The following is a 16591-nucleotide window of genomic DNA, read 5'->3' as shown; positions in this document are numbered from 1 at the left end:
TGGATGAGCGAGTCCTCGTCGCCGAAGAGGAACTCCGCCAGCGTCTTCGACAGCTCGGTCTTACCGACACCGGACGGGCCGGCGAAGATGAACGAGCCACCGGGGCGCTTCGGGTCCTTCAGGCCGGCGCGGGNACGCCGGATCGCCTGCGAGACGGCCTTGATGGCCTGCTCCTGGCCGATGACGCGCTTGTGCAGCTCGTCTTCCATGCGCAGGAGGCGGGCGGTCTCCTCCTCGGTGAGCTTGAAGACCGGGATGCCGGTCCAGATCGCGAGGACCTCCGCGATCTCCTCGTCGCCGACCTCGGCGACGACGTCCATGTCGCCGGCCTTCCACTCCTTCTCCCGCTTGGCCTTCTCGGCCAGCAGGGTCTTCTCCTTGTCGCGCAGCGACGCGGCCTTCTCGAAGTCCTGCGCGTCGATCGCGGACTCCTTGTCCCGGCGGACGTTCGCGATGCGCTCGTCGAACTCCCGCAGGTCCGGCGGAGCGGTCATCCGGCGGATGCGCATCCGGGAGCCGGCCTCGTCGATCAGGTCGANGGCCTTGTCCGGCAGGAACCGGTCGGAGATGTACCGGTCGGCCAGCGACGCGGCTGCCACCAGGGCGGCATCGGTGATCGAGACCCGGTGGTGCGCCTCGTACCGGTCGCGCAGACCCTTGAGGATCTCGATGGTGTGCGCCACCGACGGCTCCGCGACCTGGATCGGCTGGAACCGGCGCTCCAGCGCCGCGTCCTTCTCCAGGTGCTTGCGGTACTCGTCCAGGGTGGTCGCGCCGATCGTCTGCNGCTCGCCACGCGCCAGCATCGGCTTCAGGATGGAGGCGGCGTCGATCGCACCCTCGGCGGCACCCGCGNCGACGAGCGTGTGGAGCTCGTCGATGAACAGGATGATGTCGCCGCGGGTCCGGATCTCCTTGAGGACCTTCTTCAGCCGCTCCTCGAAGTCACCGCGGTAGCGGGACCCGGCGACCAGAGCGCCGAGGTCGAGGGTGTAGAGCTGCTTGTCCTTCAGGGTCTCGGGGACCTCGCCCTTGACGATCGCCTGCGCGAGCCCCTCGACGACGGCGGTCTTGCCGACGCCGGGCTCGCCGATGAGGACGGGGTTGTTCTTCGTACGGCGCGACAGCACCTGCATGACGCGCTCGATCTCCTTCTCGCGCCCGATGACCGGGTCGAGCTTGGACTCACGAGCGGCCGCGGTGAGGTTGCGGCCGAACTGGTCGAGCACCAGCGAGGTCGACGGCGTGCCCTCGGCCGGCGCCCCGGCGGTGGCCGGGTCGCCCTTGCCCTGGTAGCCGGACAGGAGCTGGATGACCTGCTGGCGGACCCGGTTCAGGTCCGCACCGAGCTTGACCAGCACCTGGGCGGCGACACCCTCGCCCTCGCGAATGAGGCCNAGCAGGATGTGCTCGGTGCCGATGTAGTTGTGACCGAGCTGCAGTGCCTCGCGCAGGGACAGCTCAAGGACCTTCTTGGCCCGCGGCGTGAACGGGATGTGCCNGCTCGGCGCCTGCTGACCCNGACCGATGATCTCTTCGACCTGCGACCGCACACCCTCGAGCGAGATCCCGAGCGACTCGAGGGCCNTAGCNGCGACGCCCTCGCCCTCGTGGATCAGGCCGAGCAGGATGTGCTCGGTCCCGATGTAGTTGTGGTTGAGCATCCTGGCCTCTTCTTGAGCCAGGACGACGACCCGACGTGCCCGGTCGGTGAACCTCTCGAACATGTGCGCTCCTTCGAGCTGCGACCGACCACACGACAGCCGGTATCCGCATGCTAGCTCCGCCGAGGCATGTCCTCACGCATCGAACAGAAACCTACCCGCCGGAACCGCCCTCTTCGTCGGGGACGGTGTCGCGGCCAGATCGCCTGCCGACCAGCGGCGACGTTCATGGCAACCGTGGCCGACCAGGCATGATTCCGTCACGTGGTTCCGCCAAGAGCNGAACGACATGTCGACCCCGACAACTACTGTGTGGGGCTCGACGTGCGTTGATGATCAGACTTCGCACTTGGAGCCGCAGTGCTCCGTGCTGGCGGCGGGATCGATCGGACAGNGGTCCAGCCGCCGGCCGGCTCGAATGCCGGCACTACCGACGGTAACTGATGTGGTTGAGCCAATGGTGTGATTCGTCTCACGCCTACGCTGGCATGGCGGTTCGCGCTCCTTCCCGAGTGGACGCCTCGCCCCGAAGTCGGTGCGATCGCCGGGGCGAACGGCCTTCTCCACCTCACCTGCCCTGCGGCGGGCCGTCTCAGACGGCCAGCCCGCCTGGTCCCTGGGAGTCGATCCACTGCCGCAGCCGGCTCTCGCGCTCGTCCGAGCGGACGAACGGGCAGGCCGTGCAGAACTCCTCGGTGAGCCGATGCGCCAGGCAGCACGATCCGCGGCGCATGCCCGTGTATGGGCGACCGTGGTGGACGAACTGCTGCCAGGTGGGCCGGGCCCGCAGCGTCGGCGCCGCGTCGGCGAAGAAGGCGTCCGCCTCCTCCCGGCCGGCGTGCGGGTCGCGACTCACCCGCTCGGTGAGTAGGAAGGTGCGGCCGCACTGGGAGGCGACCGCTCCCCACAGCGCCGCGGGCCCCAGCCGGGCCCGCGACCGCAGGGTGCTGATCACCGGTTCCAGGTGGCCGATGATCCGGGCCACCAGCAGCCGGCGCAGGGCGTCGACGTCCGCCACGACCGCGGTTGGCTCGACCGCCCCCGAGCCGGCGAGGTCGGAGTCGGCGGGGTCTGGGGCGGCGGGGTCGGAGTCGGCGGGGTCTGGGGCGGCGGGGTCGGAGTCGGCGGGGTCTGGGGCGGCGGGGTCGGAGGTGAGAAGGGCCGCCCGGGGGTGGTGGAAGGCGGTGGCGTCGAACCAGCCGCCCTCGTGGCGGTGCACCGAGAGGCCGGCGGGGTCGAGGTCCGGCACCCGGCGGGCGAGGACGAACATCGCGATCGCCGGCCCCACGATGGTCGCCGCGTACCACGCGGTGAAGTAGCTGACAGCCACCTCGGGGGTGGCCTCGTGGTACTCCCGGATCACGGCGAGGGCCGCGTCCAGCGCCGCGGGCTCCAACAGGTCGGCGGCGCGGATCCAGCCGTCCGGTGACGGGGGTGGCCCGATGATCGCGTGGCGGTGGTCCAGGGCCGGCGCCACAGCGCGGAGGGTGGCGTCGAGACCGGCTGGGCCGGAGGGCCTGACCATAAGTCCAGGAGTAGTGATCATGGCTGGTGTCTCGCGCGTGCCTGGGTGCGGGCGCTCGGCCGGGTCGGGTGCCAGGCCGGGCGGCGCCCGGGCGGTGCCGGGGCCGGAGATGCGTCCGTCGGCGGGGCCGGCGGACGGCAGGGCAGCGCGAGATTCATAGTGTTAGGTAAGCCTAACTTCATCTTCGGCGTCAACTCGGTGTGGCCTGCCCGCGCCGGCCCGTGAGCGTCTGTCGGTGGCCGGTGGCCCGCTGACCTGCTTTTTCGAGGGTGCCCGCGGCCTTGTTTGGGAATCGTCACAGTCTGCCCGGCGGTCTGACTCCCGCCGCCGGTCCCGCTCGTGGCGGTCGAGATCAAAAAGTAAGGCTAACCTTATAGGGGAGCGAGGTGTGGCGCACAACCGCCGCTCCGTGACACCTCGATCACCCGATGTGATGCCTGGTCCACCCGGTGGCGCTCTGGGCCCAGACTGGCCCCATGACGCCACCGCAGCCTGTGCTGTACCACGTTGTCTGCGCCGCGCCGCCCGCGCTGGCCACCGCCGGGTTCGTGGCCGATGCGCGGCGGGCCGGGTGGGACGTGTGTGTTGTCGCGACCGCCCGGGCCGCGGGCTGGCTCGACCTACCGGCGCTCGTCGAGCTCACCGGGCACCCGGTGCGGACCGACTACAAGCTGCCCGGGCAGCCGGACGTGCTACCCGGGCCGACCGCTTTCGCGGTGACACCGGCGACCTTCAACACGATCAACAAATGGGCGGCGGGAATCGCCGACACGCTGGTCCTGGGGCTGCTGACTGAGGCCCTGGGGCTTGGGCTGCCCGTCGTCGCGGCGCCCTGCCTCACCNCGGCGCAGGCGGCCCACCCGGCCTACGAGACCTCCTGCCGGACCCTGCGCGGCGCCGGTGTGCGGCTGCTGGACCGCTGGTCGCCGCGGGACGCCGACCTTGTCGCGGGTGGCTGGGATGCCGCGGACAACGAACGGGTGCTGCGAGCGCTCGCGGACACCGCCNGCACAGCCGACACCGCCCCCGCAGCCGGCACTGCCGTCAGCGGACGTTGACGACGGTGCCGTGGACGGCCCGAGCCACCGCGTCCTGGCCGGCCTGGGTGGGANGAGCGCTGAGATCGCGCTCCGAGCCGAAGAGCCCCACCGGATTGACCCAGGAGTCCGCGGTACACATNTCGTGCCCGCGCAGGGCGCGGCTGGTGGAGACGAACTCGACACCGGCGTCCTTCGCGGCGTCACGGATCGTCCGGTTCAGGGTGTTGTTGAGGCTGACGAGCTTCCGGCGCTCACTGCTGTCGAGCCATCGGCACGAGTTGTCGCGCTGCGAACGCGGGAAGATGTCGGGATATCCGACGACGATGATCCNGGAGTGTGGTGCCGCCGCCCGGACCTCCTTGTAGGCCGCGACGAGCGTTTTCGGGAGCTCATCGGTCAGGTAATCGCGCCGGCGGCGTTCGTCCCCGTTCCAGAAGCACTTCCAGACGACGCAGCTCAGCAGCNCCCGGCTGAATCCGGCGTCGTTCCCGCCAATGGTGATCGTCACTACGTCGGGCGCCTGTGGCAGGGCACGCAGCTGGTCGAGCTGGGGCCGGTTCAGGCCCTGGGACCTGGTCAGATCCCGGGTCGTGGCGCCACCGCAGGCGGCGTGCAGCACGGTGGTGACAGGCGGGTTGAGACCGGCCAGCAGGCGTGGCCAGGCGCCCGCACTGCGCCGGCACCTGCCCGCGGCCAGCTCGAACGGTGGAGATCCCTCGCCGGAGGAGTAGGAATCGCCCAGCGCGGCGAGGGTCAGAGCACCGCCGCCGGCGGGCCGCGCGCCGCCCGCTCCGGCCGGGGACCCGAGAAGGATGACAAGCGCTACCGAGGTAATACACGCGACCCAGGTGAAGGGTGCGTTCCGCCCGCGCGGGCCATTGAAACCCCGGATCGTCCACGTGCTGCACCGCATGGAAGGAAGGCTAACCCGCGAGCCCCGTCCACGGACGAATTCCGGCTCGATACGCCGGTGACATCCTGGTGGTCCCGCCGAATCAGGGGCCGTGTCAGGACGTTTACCGGCCGCCGGTTGTGCCCCGGTTTCTCGCCGTGTTCCGTCGCGTGCTCAGCGGGCCTCGGTGTTCTTCTCGAAGACCAGCCGGAGCCCGATCAGGGTCAGATGCGGCTCGTGGCTGTCGAGTGTTTCGCTCTCCTTGAGCACCAGCGAGGCGAGCCCGCCGGTGGCGATCGCGGTCGCCTTTGTGCCCAGCTCGGCCCGAATGCGCCGGACCAGCGCGTCCACCTGCCCCGCCGCCCCGTAGATCATGCCGGACTGGAGCGCCTCGACGGTGCTCTTGCCGATCACCGAGCGGGGCGTGGTGAGCTCGACCTTGCGCAGCTGGGCCGCCCGGGAGGCCAGCGAGTCCAGCGCGATCTCGATGCCCGGCGCGAGCGCCCCGCCGAGGAACTCCCCGCGTTCGGAGACCACGTCCAGGTTGGTGGACGTGCCGAAGTCGACCACGATCGCGGGCCCGCCGTAGAGGTGGTGCGCGGCCAGCGTGTTCATGATCCGGTCGGCGCCCGCCTCCTTCGGGTTGTCGATGAGGATCGGCACTCCGGTGCGGGTCCCCGGCTCGACGACCACCGTCGGAAGGTCGTGGAACTTGCGGCTGGCCATCCGACGGATCTCACGCAGCGCCGCGGGCACCGTCGAGCACACGGAGACACCGTCGATGTGGTGGTCGCCGAGCAGGCCGGTGTAGAGGAGACCCATCTCGTCCGCGGTCGCGTGCGGATCGGTGCGGATTCGCCAGGAGTTCGCGAGCTGGGCGCCGTCGAACACACCCAGGACGGTGTTCGTGTTGCCTACATCGATCGTCAACAGCATCGTCGGCCGTCCTGGCTCCATCTTTTCCGGGGGGACATCCGTTGGGGGATTCGTGACGTGGGGCGGCGGACAGGTGGGGCCCGTCAGCGACTGGGCGTGACCGCGAGGTCGAAACCGAGATCCAGCGCGGGCGCCGAGTGGGTGAGGCCACCCACCGCCAGGAAGTCGACCCCGGTCGAGGCGACCCCGGCGGCGACGTCCAGGGTCAGACCGCCGCTCGCCTCCAGCAGGACGCCCGCGGGGTGGGCGAGCGCGACCGATTCGCGCAGTGCGTCCAGGGACATGTTGTCACAGAGAATGAGGTCGGCCCCGGCCTCCACCGCCTCGGCGACCTGCTCCACCGTGTCGCACTCGACCTCGACCGGCAGCAGCGGGAACCGCGCGCGCACGGCCGCGAAGGCCGCCGCGACACCCCCGGCCGCGATCACGTGATTGTCCTTGACCAGCGCGGCGTCCGTCAGCGACATCCGGTGGTNGCGCCCGCCGCCGCAGCGCACGGCGTACTTCTCCAGCGCGCGCAGGCCCGGCAGCGTCTTGCGGGTGTCCCGGACGGCCGCGCCCGTGCCGGCGACCGCGTCCACCCAGCGCCTGGTCGCCGTGGCCACCCCGGAGAGGTGACAGATGAGGTTGAGGGCGGTGCGCTCGGCCGTGAGCAGACCACGCACCGGCCCACCTGCCCGCAGGACCTCCGTACCCGGAGACACCCGGTCGCCGTCGGTGACCACCGCCGTCACGGTGACGGCGGAACCGAGGAGGACCTCGAAGACGGCCGCGGCGACGGGAATGCCCGAGACCACCCCCTCGGCCCGGGACACGACCGAGCCGAGGCCGGTCAGCTCCGCGGCCACGGTGGCGGCCGAGGTGGCGTCCTCGGGCCAGTCGGCCGCCGCCGGGCCGGCGACAGGACCTGGGAGGTCCTCGGCCAGCGCCCGGTGGATCACCTCCAGGACCATCGCCTCGTCCAGCCCGGCTTCCGCCAGCGCGGCGCGAACCGGCGGGGAGAGCCGGTCAGCGGCCTGCGCCGGCCCGGGCGCGAGGCGCACGCCGCTCACGCCGACCGCACCTGGGTCGACATGGTGGCGGGTGTGGCGGGTGTGGCGGGTGTGGCGGGTGTGGCGGGTGTGGCGGGTGTGGCGGGCGTGGTCCGGCTCGGCCGGCTCCAGGACGCGCGGGGCGCGGCCGACCCCGCCCCTGCCGGCGGCGTCGCCTCGTAGGTCACGGTCATGTTCCCTTCAGCGTCCAGGCTGGTCAGCACGTGCCCGTTCCAGCGCTCGTCGTCGCGGGTGGCGAAGTCCTCCCGCCAGTGACAACCTCTGGTCTCGGTCCGCAGCGCCGCCGCGGCAACCAGCGCGGTCGCCACCGTGCGCAGGTTGGTCATNTCCCAGGCCGCCGGCCCGGCCTGGACCGTGGCACCACTGACCCGCAGGTCACCGAGACCGGCGAGCATCTTGGCGGTCGCGCGCAGGCTCTCCGCGCTGCGCAGAACGCCCGCGCCGTCCGTCATGGCGCGGGTCAGGTCGGCGCGCTCGGACGGATCGGTCAGACCCGACCCGCGCGCACCCGCCGGTACGCCCGCCGTCGCGGCGGTGCCACCTGGCTGCGCGGGCGGCCGGTCGAGAGGGCCGGATTCCGCCTGGCCGGCGAGGTCCCGGGCGATCCGGGCGGCGAACACTAGGCCCTCCAGCAGGCTGTTCGACGCCAGCCGGTTCGCGCCGTGCACCCCGGTGCAGGCGACCTCGCCGCAGGCGTACAGCCCGGGAACGCTGGTGCGGCCCCACATGTCGGTCCGCACCCCGCCACTGGCGTAGTGCGCCGCCGGCGCGACCGGGATGGGCGTGGTCACCGGGTCGATCCCGGCGTCGCGGCACCGCGCGGTGATGGTCGGGAACCGGCGCAGCAGGGTCTCGGCGCCCAGATGGCGGGCATCCAGGTAGAGGTGGTCCACACCCTGCTCAGCCATCACCCGCGACATCTGTTTCGCGACGACGTCGCGGGGCGCGAGGTCGGCCAGCGGATGCGCACCGTCCATGATCCGGCGGCCGGCCGCATCCACCAGCCGCGCACCCTCGCCGCGCATGGCCTCGCTGACCAGCGGCTGTTGACCGGCCTGCCGGGAGGGCAGCCACAGCGCGGTCNGGTGGAACTGGACGAACTCCAGGTCGGTCACGACCGCTCCGGCCCNCAGGGCCAGCGCGACCCCGTCGCCGGTGGAGACCGCCGGATTGGTCGTCGACGCGAAGATCTGCCCCATTCCACCGGTCGCGAGCACGACCGCGCGGGCGGTGACGGCGCCGACCCCGTCCTGACTGCCCTCACCGAGGACGTGCAGCGTCGCGCCGAGCGCCCGCCCGTCCGGCGCGGTCAGCAGATCGAGGACGAGCGCGTGCTCCACGACTTCGACGGACGGGTCGGAGCGCACGGCGGCGATCAGGGCCCGCTCGACCTCCAGACCGGTGGCGTCACCGCCGGCGTGCGCGACCCGGTCGCGCAGGTGACCGCCCTCGCGGGTGAGCGCGAAGGCGCCGTCGGCCGCCCGGTCGAACCGGGCGCCGAGGGCCGCGAGCTCCCGCACCCGGGCCGGGCCCTCGGTCACCAGGATCTCGACCGCCGCCGGGTCACACAGGCCGACGCCGGCGACGAGCGTGTCCCGCAGGTGGTCGGCCGGTGAGTCCTCGGCGCTCAGCGCCGCCGCGATGCCGCCCTGGGCCCAGCGGGTCGATCCGGCGTCCAGCAGAGCCTTGGTGACNAGCAGGACACGGCTGTCCGGGAGCGCCGCGCGGATCCGCAGAACCGCGGTGAGCCCGGCGATCCCGGACCCGATGACCACGATGTCGGCCTCGCGGGTCCAGCCCGGACGGGGGGCGCCGAGTCGGTTCGGTAGCAGGGGCACCGCGCTACGCCATCCCCTGGCCGGGCGCGCCGACGCCGGCGGTCAGCCCGGCCCCGCCGTGGAGGCCGCTGGCGGCCAGGACGTCACCGCGCAGGCTGGCCGGGTCGCCGGGAAGCGCCTCGGCCGGGTCGTCACCCCGCCCGATGATCTTGTTCGCCGCGTCTACGAACAGGACCCGGGGCGTGTGCCGCCGAGCCTCGGCGTCGTCCATCAGCCCATAGGAGATGATGATGACGAGGTCTCCGGGATGAACCAGCCGGGCCGCCGCCCCGTTGATCCCGATGACGCCGCTGCCCGCCGGCCCACTGATCGCGTAGGTCTCCAGACGCGCGCCGTTGTTGATGTCGACGNTCGTCACCTGCTCCCCNGGGAGGAGGTCGGCGGCCTCCATCAGGTCGGCGTCAATCGTCACCGACCCGACGTAGTGCAGGTCCGCTTGAGTGACCGTCGCCCGGTGGATCTTGGAGGTGAGCATGGTTCGAAACACCGGTCAGACCCCCTGGTGACCATCGTGTGCCCGAACCGCGGCCGGCTCCCGGCCGGCGGTCGGGGTGGTGGGATGCGTGGCCGTCACGGCCAGCACGAGTTCGACGTTGTCGATCAGCCGGGTGTTCCCGACCCGGGCGGCAACCAGGAGCAGCGCCGGCCCCTGTGTCACGGGGCCGAGGTCGGACGGGCTCGCGAGCGTGAGGTAGTCGACGTCCACCCCCGGCTCGGCCGCCAGTACCGAGCGGGCCGCGGCCAGTACGGCGTCCGGGCCGTCGCCGGCGCGCTCCACACCGGCGGCGAGGGCGCGCGAGAGGGCCAGCGCGCTGCGGCNCTCGCCGGCTCCCAGGTAGGCGTTGCGGCTGGAAAGAGCCAGCCCGTCGGCGTCCCGCACCGTGGGAACGCCGACGACCTCCAGCGGGAAGGCCAGGTCCGCGACCATGCGGCGGATGCAGACGAGCTGCTGGGCGTCCTTGCGCCCGAAGAAGGCCACATCGGGGCGTACGAGGTGGAACAGGGTTCCCACCAGCGTGAGCATCCCGTCGAAGTGGCCGGGCCGCGACGCGCCCTCCAGGACGTCGCCGAGTGGCCCGGCGCTCAGCGTCACCAGAGGTGCCGGGTCGTGGACCACACTCGGGGCGTAGACGATGTCGGCTCCCTCTCGTGCGCAGAGATCGAGGTCGGCCTCGAAGGTGCGGGGGTAGCGGTCGAGATCCTCGCCCGGCCCGAACTGCAGCGGATTGACGAAGATCGTGACGACCACCTGGTCGGTGCGCAGCCGGGCCTGCCGGATCAGGGCGGCGTGCCCGCTGTGCAGCGCACCCATGGTCATCACCACGCCGCGGATCCCGCGGGCGGGCGCCTCCCGCGCGCCGGGTGCGGTCGCTGCGGGGGTTGGTTCCCGGGGCGTCACCGGTCGGGACAGCACCGCTNCCAGCTCGGCGCGGGTGCGGACGACGACGGGGCGACCGGGCTGTGTCCCCGCGGCTGACGCCGTCNGGTGCGGGGATCCGGAAGGCGGCGGCTCGACCGACGGCGGCCCGGCGGGCGGCGGTGTGGCGGGCTGTTGAGCAGGCATGTGAACAGGCATCAGGTCCGTTCCAGTCCTCGGATGGGGTACCGGACGTCGCGGGACACTGTAGCTCGCCCGCAACGTCCCCAGAACCCCTCTGTGACCTGGCTGTCTTTCCTGGCTGTCCGATCGGGGGGGCGAACTGGCGAACGGCCGCCCCCCAACCGCGTGCGGGGCGGCCGTGCCTGTCATACCTGTCGTGCCTGTCGTATCCGAGCTGCGACCTGGCTTTGAGCTACCTGGCCTGGCCGGCCCCGTAGTCTGCTGTGGGCTCCTGGATCGTGGGCTCCTGGACCGGCATCCGCGGCAGCGGATCCGAGCCTGCGGGGACTGCGGAGCCTGCGGGGACTGCGGGGTCCGGTCGGCGCCACGCCCGGTCTCCGATCAGGGTCAGGACCGCGGGCATCAGGACCACCCGGATGACCGTCGCGTCCAGCAGGATCGCCGCGCCCAGGCCGATCCCGAGCTGCTTCATGCTCACCTGCGACAACGTGGCGAAGATGCTGAACACCGCCACCATGATCACGGCCGCGCTGGTGACCACGCCGGCGCTGCTCCGGACGCCCGTCAGCACGGCCTCCCNCATGGGCAGGCCCTGGTCGTAGGCCTCGCGGACCCGGCTGAGAACGAACACCTGGTAGTCCATCGACAGCCCGAAGAGGATCACAAAGAGCATCAGGGGCAGCCAGTTGGTGATGGCTCCNGTCGAGGTGTAGCCGAGCAGCCCGTCCNCCNAGTGATGCTGGAACACCACCACCAGCAGGCCGTNCGCCGCCGCCACCGACAGCAGGTTCAGCGCCACGGCGGCCGCCGCGACCAGCGCGCTGCGGAACGCGGCGAGCAGCAGCAGGAAGGCCAGGACGAGAACGAACCCGATCACCAGCGGGGTGCGCCCGTTGAGCTGCCGGTTGAAATCCGCCGAACCGGCGGTCCACCCGGTGACGTCGGCGGAGGCTCCTCCGACGGTTCCGACCGTCGCCGGGATCACCTCGCCGCGCAGCCTGGTCAGCGCCCGCTGGGACTCGTCGTCCGTCCCGCTGCCCGCAATCGGGATCGCGATCTTCGCGACCTCGCCGTCGGCGCTGACCTCGGTGGTGATCGGCTCGAACATCACGCCGGTGGCGACCGCCGCACGCCGCAGGTCGGTGATGGCCGCGGCGACCTCGCCCGACCGCACGTCACCGGCCGAGACGACGACCACCGCGGCGGTCTGCTCGCCGGGGAAGGCCGCCTGGACCCGGTCGTACGAGCGCATAATCGGCAGGTTGTCCGGCAGATCGTCCATGCCGGGTTCGGTGGTCCGCAGCCCCAGTGCCGGGATGGCGAGCAGCAGCAGCAGGCCCCCGGTGACGGCCGCGACCAGGCCCGGCCGGCGCAGCAGCCGGCCCATGATCCCGAGTCGCGTCGCGTCCGCCCGCCGGCCGCCGCGCCCGCCGCGCCCGCCGCGCCGGCTGCCGCCCTGGGCGGCCCGGCGGTGCCACGGCAGCCGCAGCAGCTCCACCCGGTCGCCCAGCCAGGACAGCATCGCGGGCAGGGCGGTGAGCGAACCGAGCACCGCGATCAGAACCACGATCACCGTGCCACCCGCGATCCCGCTGAACACGCTCAGCCCGGTGAGCAGGAGACCCGCCATGGACACGGCGACGGTCAGCCCGGAGACCAGCACCGCGTGGCCGGAGGTGTCCGCGGCGATCTCCAACGCCCGCTGGGGGCTGTGCCCGGCAGCCCGTTCGGCACGCTCACGCCGGATGTAGAACAGCGCGTAGTCAACCCCGACCGCAAGGCCGATCAGCAGCATGACCGACGTGGCCGTCTCGTCCGTCGGCAGCAGCCTGCTGCTGAAGGCGACCACGCCGAGCGCCGCGACGAACGCGGTGAGCGCGAGCGCGACCGGGATCAGCGCGGCGACCACGGCGCCGAAGACCGCCAACAGGATGCCGAGGGTGAGCGGGATCGCGAGCAGCTCGGCCCGCTTGAAGTCCCGGCCGATGGTGTCGCCGAGCGCCTTGTCCGCGCTGGCCTCGCCGACCTCCTCGACGGTCAGCCNGGGGTGGTCGCCCGCGGCGGCCGCGACGGCGGCGAGCACCGGCTCGATGCGGTCCGGGGCGGTTTCCTCGTCGCCGCGGATCTCGAAGGTCAGCAGCACGGAGCGCCGGTCAGTCGAGACCAGGTTCGGGTCCGCGGCGGCGTCGGGCAGCGCGAAGGGCGCCCGCAGGTTGGTCACTTCTCCGGTGGCGACCAGCCGCTCGGCGACGTCCTCGACGGCCGCCCGCAGCTGCGGGTCGGTGAGCAGCGCCGCCGGGCTCGCCGCCGGTTGAATGCGCTGGATCAGCACGTTCTCGCTCGCCGGGGTGGCGAAGCCGTGCGCGGCCAGGGTGCGCTGGGCCCGTGCGTCCTCGCCCACGCCGTAGTCGCTTTCGGCGAGCGTGTGGGTGCCGACCAGCGTGCCCAGAACCGTCAGCAGGACGACGCCGAGAAGCCAGCCGCCGATGGCAGCTCGGCGGTGGCGCACGCTCCAGCGGGCCGCCCGGGCGGCCAGGTGGGTGGCGGGGACGGCCGGCTGGGTGGACGGGCCCCGGCCCCCGGTGCCGGTGCCGGTGTCGGTGTCGGCGGTGGATCCGCCCGTCCCGCCGAATGCCGGTGGGACGGGCGTGGGCCGCGGCGTCGATGCGGTCGGTGGTCTCGTGCGCATGGTTGAACGATCTCGCCCCGCAGTCGGCCCGTCACTGCGGAGGGCCACCGAGTTCGGGGTACCGGAGGCTGCCGGGCGGGGGGTGGGGCTGTCCCCCGGTCGGCGGCGGAACGGGTGCCGTGAGCAGCGGCGGGTGCCGTCGGCGGGCCGGGGGCCGGCCGCGGACCGGGCGCGTCCGCCGACCGGGCGCCGGCCGCCGACCGGGCGCCGGCCGCCGACCGGGCGCCGGCCGCGGACCGGGTGCGGTCAGCAGGTCGAGAGGTAGTCCTTGAAGGAGATTCCCGTGAGCCGCTCGTACGCCTCGACGTACCGTGCCCGGGTGGAGGCGACGATGTCCTCCGGGAGCTCTGGTGCCGGCGGGTTGCGATCCCAGCCGGNGTTGACCAGGTAGTCGCGGATGAACTGCTTGTCGTAGGACGGCTGCGAGCCGCCGGGGACCCAGGCGTCGGCGGGCCAGAAGCGGGACGAGTCGGGGGTGAGGACCTCGTCGGCGAGCCGCAGCACGCCATCCGCGTCATGGCCGAACTCGAACTTGGTGTCGGCGAGCAGGATCCCGCGCTCGGCGGCCAGGTCGCTGGCCCGCCCGAAGATCTGCAGTGTCAGCTGCTCCAGCTCGGCGGCGAGCTCCTTGCCGATCCGGCCGGCAGCGTCGTCCCGGCTGATGTTCTCGTCGTGCTCGCCGATCGGCGCCTTCGTCGACGGTGTGTAGATCGTCTCGGGCAGTTTGCTGCCGTCCTCGAGGCCGGCGGGCAGCGGGTGGCCGCTGACGGCGCCGGTGCGGCGGTAGTCCTTCAGCCCACTGCCGGTGAGGTAGCCGCGGGCGACGCATTCGATCTGGACCATGTTCAGCCGCCGGCACAGCATCGAGCGCCCGCGGAGCTGCTCGGCGTACGGGGCGAGCTCCGCGGGGTACTCGTCCACGTTGGAGCTGATCACATGGCTCGGGACCAGGTCGCCGAGCTGGTCGAACCACCACAGGGACAGCCCGGTGAGAACCNCGCCCTTGTCCGGGATCTCGGTGGGCAGCACCACGTCGAAGGCCGAGATCCGATCACTTGCGACGAGCAGTACGGCGTCGTCCCCGACGGCGAACAACTCGCGTACCTTCCCGGATCCGAGGTGCGTCAGCCCGGCGAACTCCTCATGTGTCAGCGGCATGCTTCCGACCGTACCGTTCGGCCCGGGCCGGATGGCCCGGGCCGGCGTTCAGCTGAGCGCGGCGAGCCGGTCGAACACCGGGCCGAGGCGTTCGACGTAGCGCTCCGGCCGGCTGACCTTGTCGAGACGGTCCTCGTCGAGCGGCAGCTCCCGCTCCGCCGCGTGCCTGCGCAGCGTCTCGCGGAACGGGACCCCTGTCTGCCAGGTCTCCATCGCCGCCGCCTGGGTGATGGCGTAGGCGTCCTCGCGGGACAGGCCGGTCTCGACCAGCTCCAGCAGCACCGCGGAGGTGTAGACGAGCCCGCCGGTCGCGTCGAGGTTGGCCCGCATCCGTTCCCGGTCGACGACGAGCCCGTCGACGAGTCGGGTGGTGAGGTGCAGCAGGTAGTCCACGCCGCAGGCGGCGTCCGGCAGCGCGATCCGTTCGGTCGACGAGTGTGAGATGTCCCGCTCATGCCACAGCGGGACACCCTCCAGGACCGGCACGTACTGGGCCCGCACGATCCTGGCCAGCCCCGCGATGCGCTCGGACATGATCGGGTTCTTCTTGTGCGGCATCGCGGACGAGCCCTTCTGGCCCGACCCGAACGGCTCCGACAACTCCCGGACCTCCGTGCGCTGACCGTGCCGCACCTCCAGCGCCACCGCCTCGCAGACGGTGGCGAGGCCGGCCAGCGCGGCGACCCAGGAGGCGATGCCGTCCCGCAGGACGACCTGCGTCGCGACCGGCGCCGGGGTCAGGCCCAGCCGGCTCGCGACGAAGCTCTCCACATCGGTGTCGATGTTGGAGTAGGTGCCGACCGCACCGGAGATCTTCGCGATGCCGACGTCCGCCCGCGCCGCGCGCAGCCGGTCGCGGCAGCGGGCCATGCCGAACGCCAGGTCGGCGACCCGGTGGCCGAAGACCGTCGGCTCGCCGTGGATGCCGTGGGTACGCCCTACCCGCAGCGTCTCCCGGTGCGCCAGGCCCAGGTCGCGCAGCGCGGCGACGAGCCGGTCGGCCCGGGCGAGCAGCAGGTCGGTGGCCTCGACCAGCTGGCAGGCGAGCGCGGTGTCGAGCAGGTCGGACGAGGTCATCCCGAAGTGCACGTAGGCCGCCGCCGACCGCGGCTCGGTGCGGTCGGCCCAGGCGGACAGGAAGGCGATCACGTCATGCTGGGTGACGGCCTCGATCTCGGCGACCGCCTCCGGCGTGGGCGCCGGCGCGGCGCGCACCGGGTCGACCGCGTCGGCCGGGATGCGCCCAGCGGCGGCGTGCGCCTCCACGACGAGGACCTCGACCTTGCACCACAGCTCGTACTTGTTGGCCTCGGACCACACCCGGCCCATCTCGGGCAGCGTGTAACGACCGATCATGCCCGTGCCGCCGCCGCGACGTCGGCGAGGGAGTCGGCCGCGGCCTGCTCGAACTCGTCCTTGAACGTCGCCAGCTTCAGCCCGAGGTCAGGGTCGCCCAGCGCCAGGATCTGGATTGCCAGGATCGCCGCGTTCGTCGAGTTGTTGAGGCCGACGGTCGCCACCGGCACGCCCGGCGGCATCTGCGCGATCGCGAGCATCGAGTCCATCCCGTCCAGCGCGCCGCCGGAGATCGGCACGCCGATGACGGGCAGGGTCGTCATCGAGGCGACGGCGCCAGGCAGTGCCGCGGCGAGCCCGGCACCCGCGATCACCACGGAGATGTCGCGGGTGCGCAACCGCCCGACATACTCGGCGAGGGTGCGCGGGGCGCGGTGCGCGGAGAGCGACACCTCCTCGTAGGGGACTCCGAAGCGCTCCAGCGTGGCGCCGGCCTTGCTCATGGTCTGGGTGTCCGACGGCGAGCCGTAGACGATCGCCACCCGTGGTCCGGCCGCGCCGCCTGCCGACCCGCTGCCCTGCGACGGCTTGCCCTGAGACACGCTCACTCCTCTGATTTCGGCCGGTTAGGCCGGTTCGGCTGGTGCCCCGCCTCGGCGGGATCCGGTACCTCCGCCGGTGCGCGGCCGAGGCCCGGTACCTGGCGCATCCGTGACGGGTCACCGATGTCGGTGCGGTAGTGCGCGCCATCCAGCGAGATACGGCTGATGGCCTCGTACGCCGATCCTCGCGCGGACTCGAGGTTGGAGCCGATCGCCGTGACGGACAGCACCCTGCCACCCGACGTGACGACCTGCCCCTGCTCGTCGCGGCGCGTCCCGGCGTGCAGCACGTCCACCCCGGTCAGCGCGCCCGCCGCGGGCAGACCACGGATGGGGTC

General features: G+C 72.4%; 11 protein-coding genes and 24 pseudogenes. 1 reads left to right on the top strand and 34 read right to left on the bottom strand.

Translation table 11 applies throughout. From position 1 onward, the window contains the following. The 9 genes and pseudogenes from UG55_RS41545 to UG55_RS21895 form a co-directional block, all read right to left on the bottom strand. Window positions 1-133, bottom strand: a pseudogene (locus tag UG55_RS41545) (AAA family ATPase); the annotation flags it as partial. Window position 134: 1 nt separating this feature from the next. Continuing rightward, window positions 135-538: pseudogene (locus tag UG55_RS41540) on the bottom strand (UvrB/UvrC motif-containing protein); the annotation flags it as partial. A 1-nt stretch (window position 539) separates the two neighbouring features. After that, window positions 540-786: pseudogene (locus UG55_RS41535) on the bottom strand (hypothetical protein); the annotation flags it as partial. A gap of 1 nt (window position 787) precedes the next feature. Continuing rightward, window positions 788-855 (bottom strand): annotated as a pseudogene (locus tag UG55_RS41530) (hypothetical protein); the annotation flags it as partial. Between the two features lies 1 nt (window position 856). After that, a pseudogene (locus UG55_RS41525) lies at window positions 857-1397 on the bottom strand (AAA family ATPase); the annotation flags it as partial. Window position 1398: 1 nt separating this feature from the next. Then, window positions 1399-1501, bottom strand: a pseudogene (locus tag UG55_RS41520) (Clp protease N-terminal domain-containing protein); the annotation flags it as partial. Window positions 1502-1522: 21 nt separating this feature from the next. Then, window positions 1523-1587 (bottom strand): annotated as a pseudogene (locus tag UG55_RS45650) (hypothetical protein); the annotation flags it as partial. 6 nt (window positions 1588-1593) lie between these two features. Then, the coding region (locus UG55_RS41515; protein WP_304440440.1) for a Clp protease N-terminal domain-containing protein at window positions 1594-1727 on the bottom strand (134 nt) is incomplete at its 3' end. Between the two features lie 529 nt (window positions 1728-2256). Further along, the gene (locus UG55_RS21895) at window positions 2257-3141 is read right to left on the bottom strand and encodes a ferric iron reductase (protein WP_242424926.1); all 885 of its coding nucleotides are present in this window, start codon (window positions 3139-3141) and stop codon (window positions 2257-2259) included. Between the two features lie 524 nt (window positions 3142-3665). On the opposite strand from UG55_RS21895, the pseudogene UG55_RS21890 reads away from it, so the two are divergent. Next, a pseudogene (locus UG55_RS21890) lies at window positions 3666-4031 on the top strand (flavoprotein); the annotation flags it as partial. 338 nt (window positions 4032-4369) lie between these two features. Here UG55_RS21890 and UG55_RS41505 read toward each other — a convergent pair. The 25 genes and pseudogenes from UG55_RS41505 to UG55_RS21835 all read right to left on the bottom strand — a co-directional run. Continuing rightward, window positions 4370-4559 (bottom strand): annotated as a pseudogene (locus UG55_RS41505) (SGNH/GDSL hydrolase family protein); the annotation flags it as partial. A 1-nt stretch (window position 4560) separates the two neighbouring features. Beyond that, a pseudogene (locus UG55_RS41500) lies at window positions 4561-4689 on the bottom strand (SGNH/GDSL hydrolase family protein); the annotation flags it as partial. A 5-nt stretch (window positions 4690-4694) separates the two neighbouring features. Continuing rightward, window positions 4695-5142, bottom strand: a 448-nt coding sequence (locus tag UG55_RS41495) for a GDSL-type esterase/lipase family protein (protein WP_242424925.1), incomplete at its 3' end; no start/stop codon positions are given. Between the two features lie 153 nt (window positions 5143-5295). Then, entirely contained in the window at window positions 5296-6057 is a 762-nt protein-coding gene (locus UG55_RS21880; protein WP_066072466.1) for a type III pantothenate kinase, read from the bottom strand. An 83-nt stretch (window positions 6058-6140) separates the two neighbouring features. After that, window positions 6141-6532: pseudogene (locus UG55_RS41490) on the bottom strand (nicotinate-nucleotide diphosphorylase (carboxylating)); the annotation flags it as partial. A gap of 1 nt (window position 6533) precedes the next feature. Further along, on the bottom strand, window positions 6534-7109 hold a 576-nt coding region (locus tag UG55_RS41485), incomplete at its 3' end, for a nicotinate-nucleotide diphosphorylase (protein WP_396230969.1). After that, a pseudogene (locus UG55_RS41480) lies at window positions 7106-7435 on the bottom strand (hypothetical protein); the annotation flags it as partial. The pseudogene UG55_RS41480 and the gene UG55_RS41485, both read right to left, overlap by 4 nt. Before the next feature lies 1 nt (window position 7436). Further along, window positions 7437-8192, bottom strand: a pseudogene (locus UG55_RS41475) (FAD-binding protein); the annotation flags it as partial. 1 nt (window position 8193) lies between these two features. After that, window positions 8194-8238, bottom strand: a pseudogene (locus UG55_RS41470) (hypothetical protein); the annotation flags it as partial. A gap of 1 nt (window position 8239) precedes the next feature. Further along, window positions 8240-8803 (bottom strand): annotated as a pseudogene (locus tag UG55_RS41465) (FAD-binding protein); the annotation flags it as partial. 1 nt (window position 8804) lies between these two features. Next, a partial coding sequence (locus UG55_RS41460; protein ID WP_242424928.1) for a hypothetical protein occupies window positions 8805-8947 on the bottom strand: 143 nt, incomplete at its 3' end. A 4-nt stretch (window positions 8948-8951) separates the two neighbouring features. Further along, window positions 8952-9297, bottom strand: a pseudogene (locus tag UG55_RS21865) (aspartate 1-decarboxylase); the annotation flags it as partial. Window positions 9298-9315: 18 nt separating this feature from the next. Beyond that, on the bottom strand, window positions 9316-9434 hold a 119-nt coding region (locus UG55_RS41450), incomplete at its 3' end, for an aspartate 1-decarboxylase (protein WP_242424927.1). Window positions 9435-9437: 3 nt separating this feature from the next. After that, window positions 9438-9766, bottom strand: a pseudogene (locus tag UG55_RS41445) (pantoate--beta-alanine ligase); the annotation flags it as partial. A gap of 1 nt (window position 9767) precedes the next feature. Further along, window positions 9768-10365 (bottom strand): annotated as a pseudogene (gene panC / locus UG55_RS41440) (pantoate--beta-alanine ligase); the annotation flags it as partial. A 375-nt stretch (window positions 10366-10740) separates the two neighbouring features. Next, a pseudogene (locus UG55_RS47855) lies at window positions 10741-11087 on the bottom strand (MMPL family transporter); the annotation flags it as partial. 1 nt (window position 11088) lies between these two features. After that, window positions 11089-11208, bottom strand: a pseudogene (locus UG55_RS41430) (MMPL family transporter); the annotation flags it as partial. Window positions 11209-11274: 66 nt separating this feature from the next. Beyond that, window positions 11275-12551: pseudogene (locus UG55_RS41415) on the bottom strand (MMPL family transporter); the annotation flags it as partial. Between the two features lies 1 nt (window position 12552). After that, window positions 12553-13197: pseudogene (locus UG55_RS41410) on the bottom strand (hypothetical protein); the annotation flags it as partial. 246 nt (window positions 13198-13443) lie between these two features. Beyond that, window positions 13444-13574 (bottom strand): annotated as a pseudogene (locus tag UG55_RS41405) (phosphoribosylaminoimidazolesuccinocarboxamide synthase); the annotation flags it as partial. A gap of 1 nt (window position 13575) precedes the next feature. Further along, window positions 13576-14194 (bottom strand): annotated as a pseudogene (locus UG55_RS21850) (phosphoribosylaminoimidazolesuccinocarboxamide synthase); the annotation flags it as partial. Between the two features lies 1 nt (window position 14195). Beyond that, on the bottom strand, window positions 14196-14355 hold a 160-nt coding region (locus tag UG55_RS41400), incomplete at its 3' end, for a phosphoribosylaminoimidazolesuccinocarboxamide synthase (RefSeq protein WP_304440439.1). 48 nt (window positions 14356-14403) lie between these two features. Continuing rightward, entirely contained in the window at window positions 14404-15711 is a 1308-nt protein-coding gene (gene purB, locus UG55_RS21845; protein WP_066072444.1) for an adenylosuccinate lyase, read from the bottom strand. Continuing rightward, a complete protein-coding gene (gene purE / locus UG55_RS21840) occupies window positions 15708-16259 on the bottom strand; it encodes a 5-(carboxyamino)imidazole ribonucleotide mutase (protein WP_066072441.1) in 552 nt (183 codons plus the stop codon). The genes purB and purE overlap by 4 nt, the downstream gene beginning before the upstream one ends. Further along, on the bottom strand, window positions 16256-16591 hold a 336-nt coding region (locus UG55_RS21835), incomplete at its 5' end, for a phosphoribosylglycinamide synthetase C domain-containing protein (protein ID WP_304440438.1). The genes purE and UG55_RS21835, both read right to left, overlap by 4 nt.

This window comes from Frankia sp. EI5c (assembly GCF_001636565.1).
Lineage (GTDB): Bacteria > Actinomycetota > Actinomycetes > Frankiales > Frankiaceae > Parafrankia.
The sequence above is the reverse complement of the archived record's forward strand: the minus strand, read 5'-3'. Positions and strand labels throughout refer to the sequence as shown.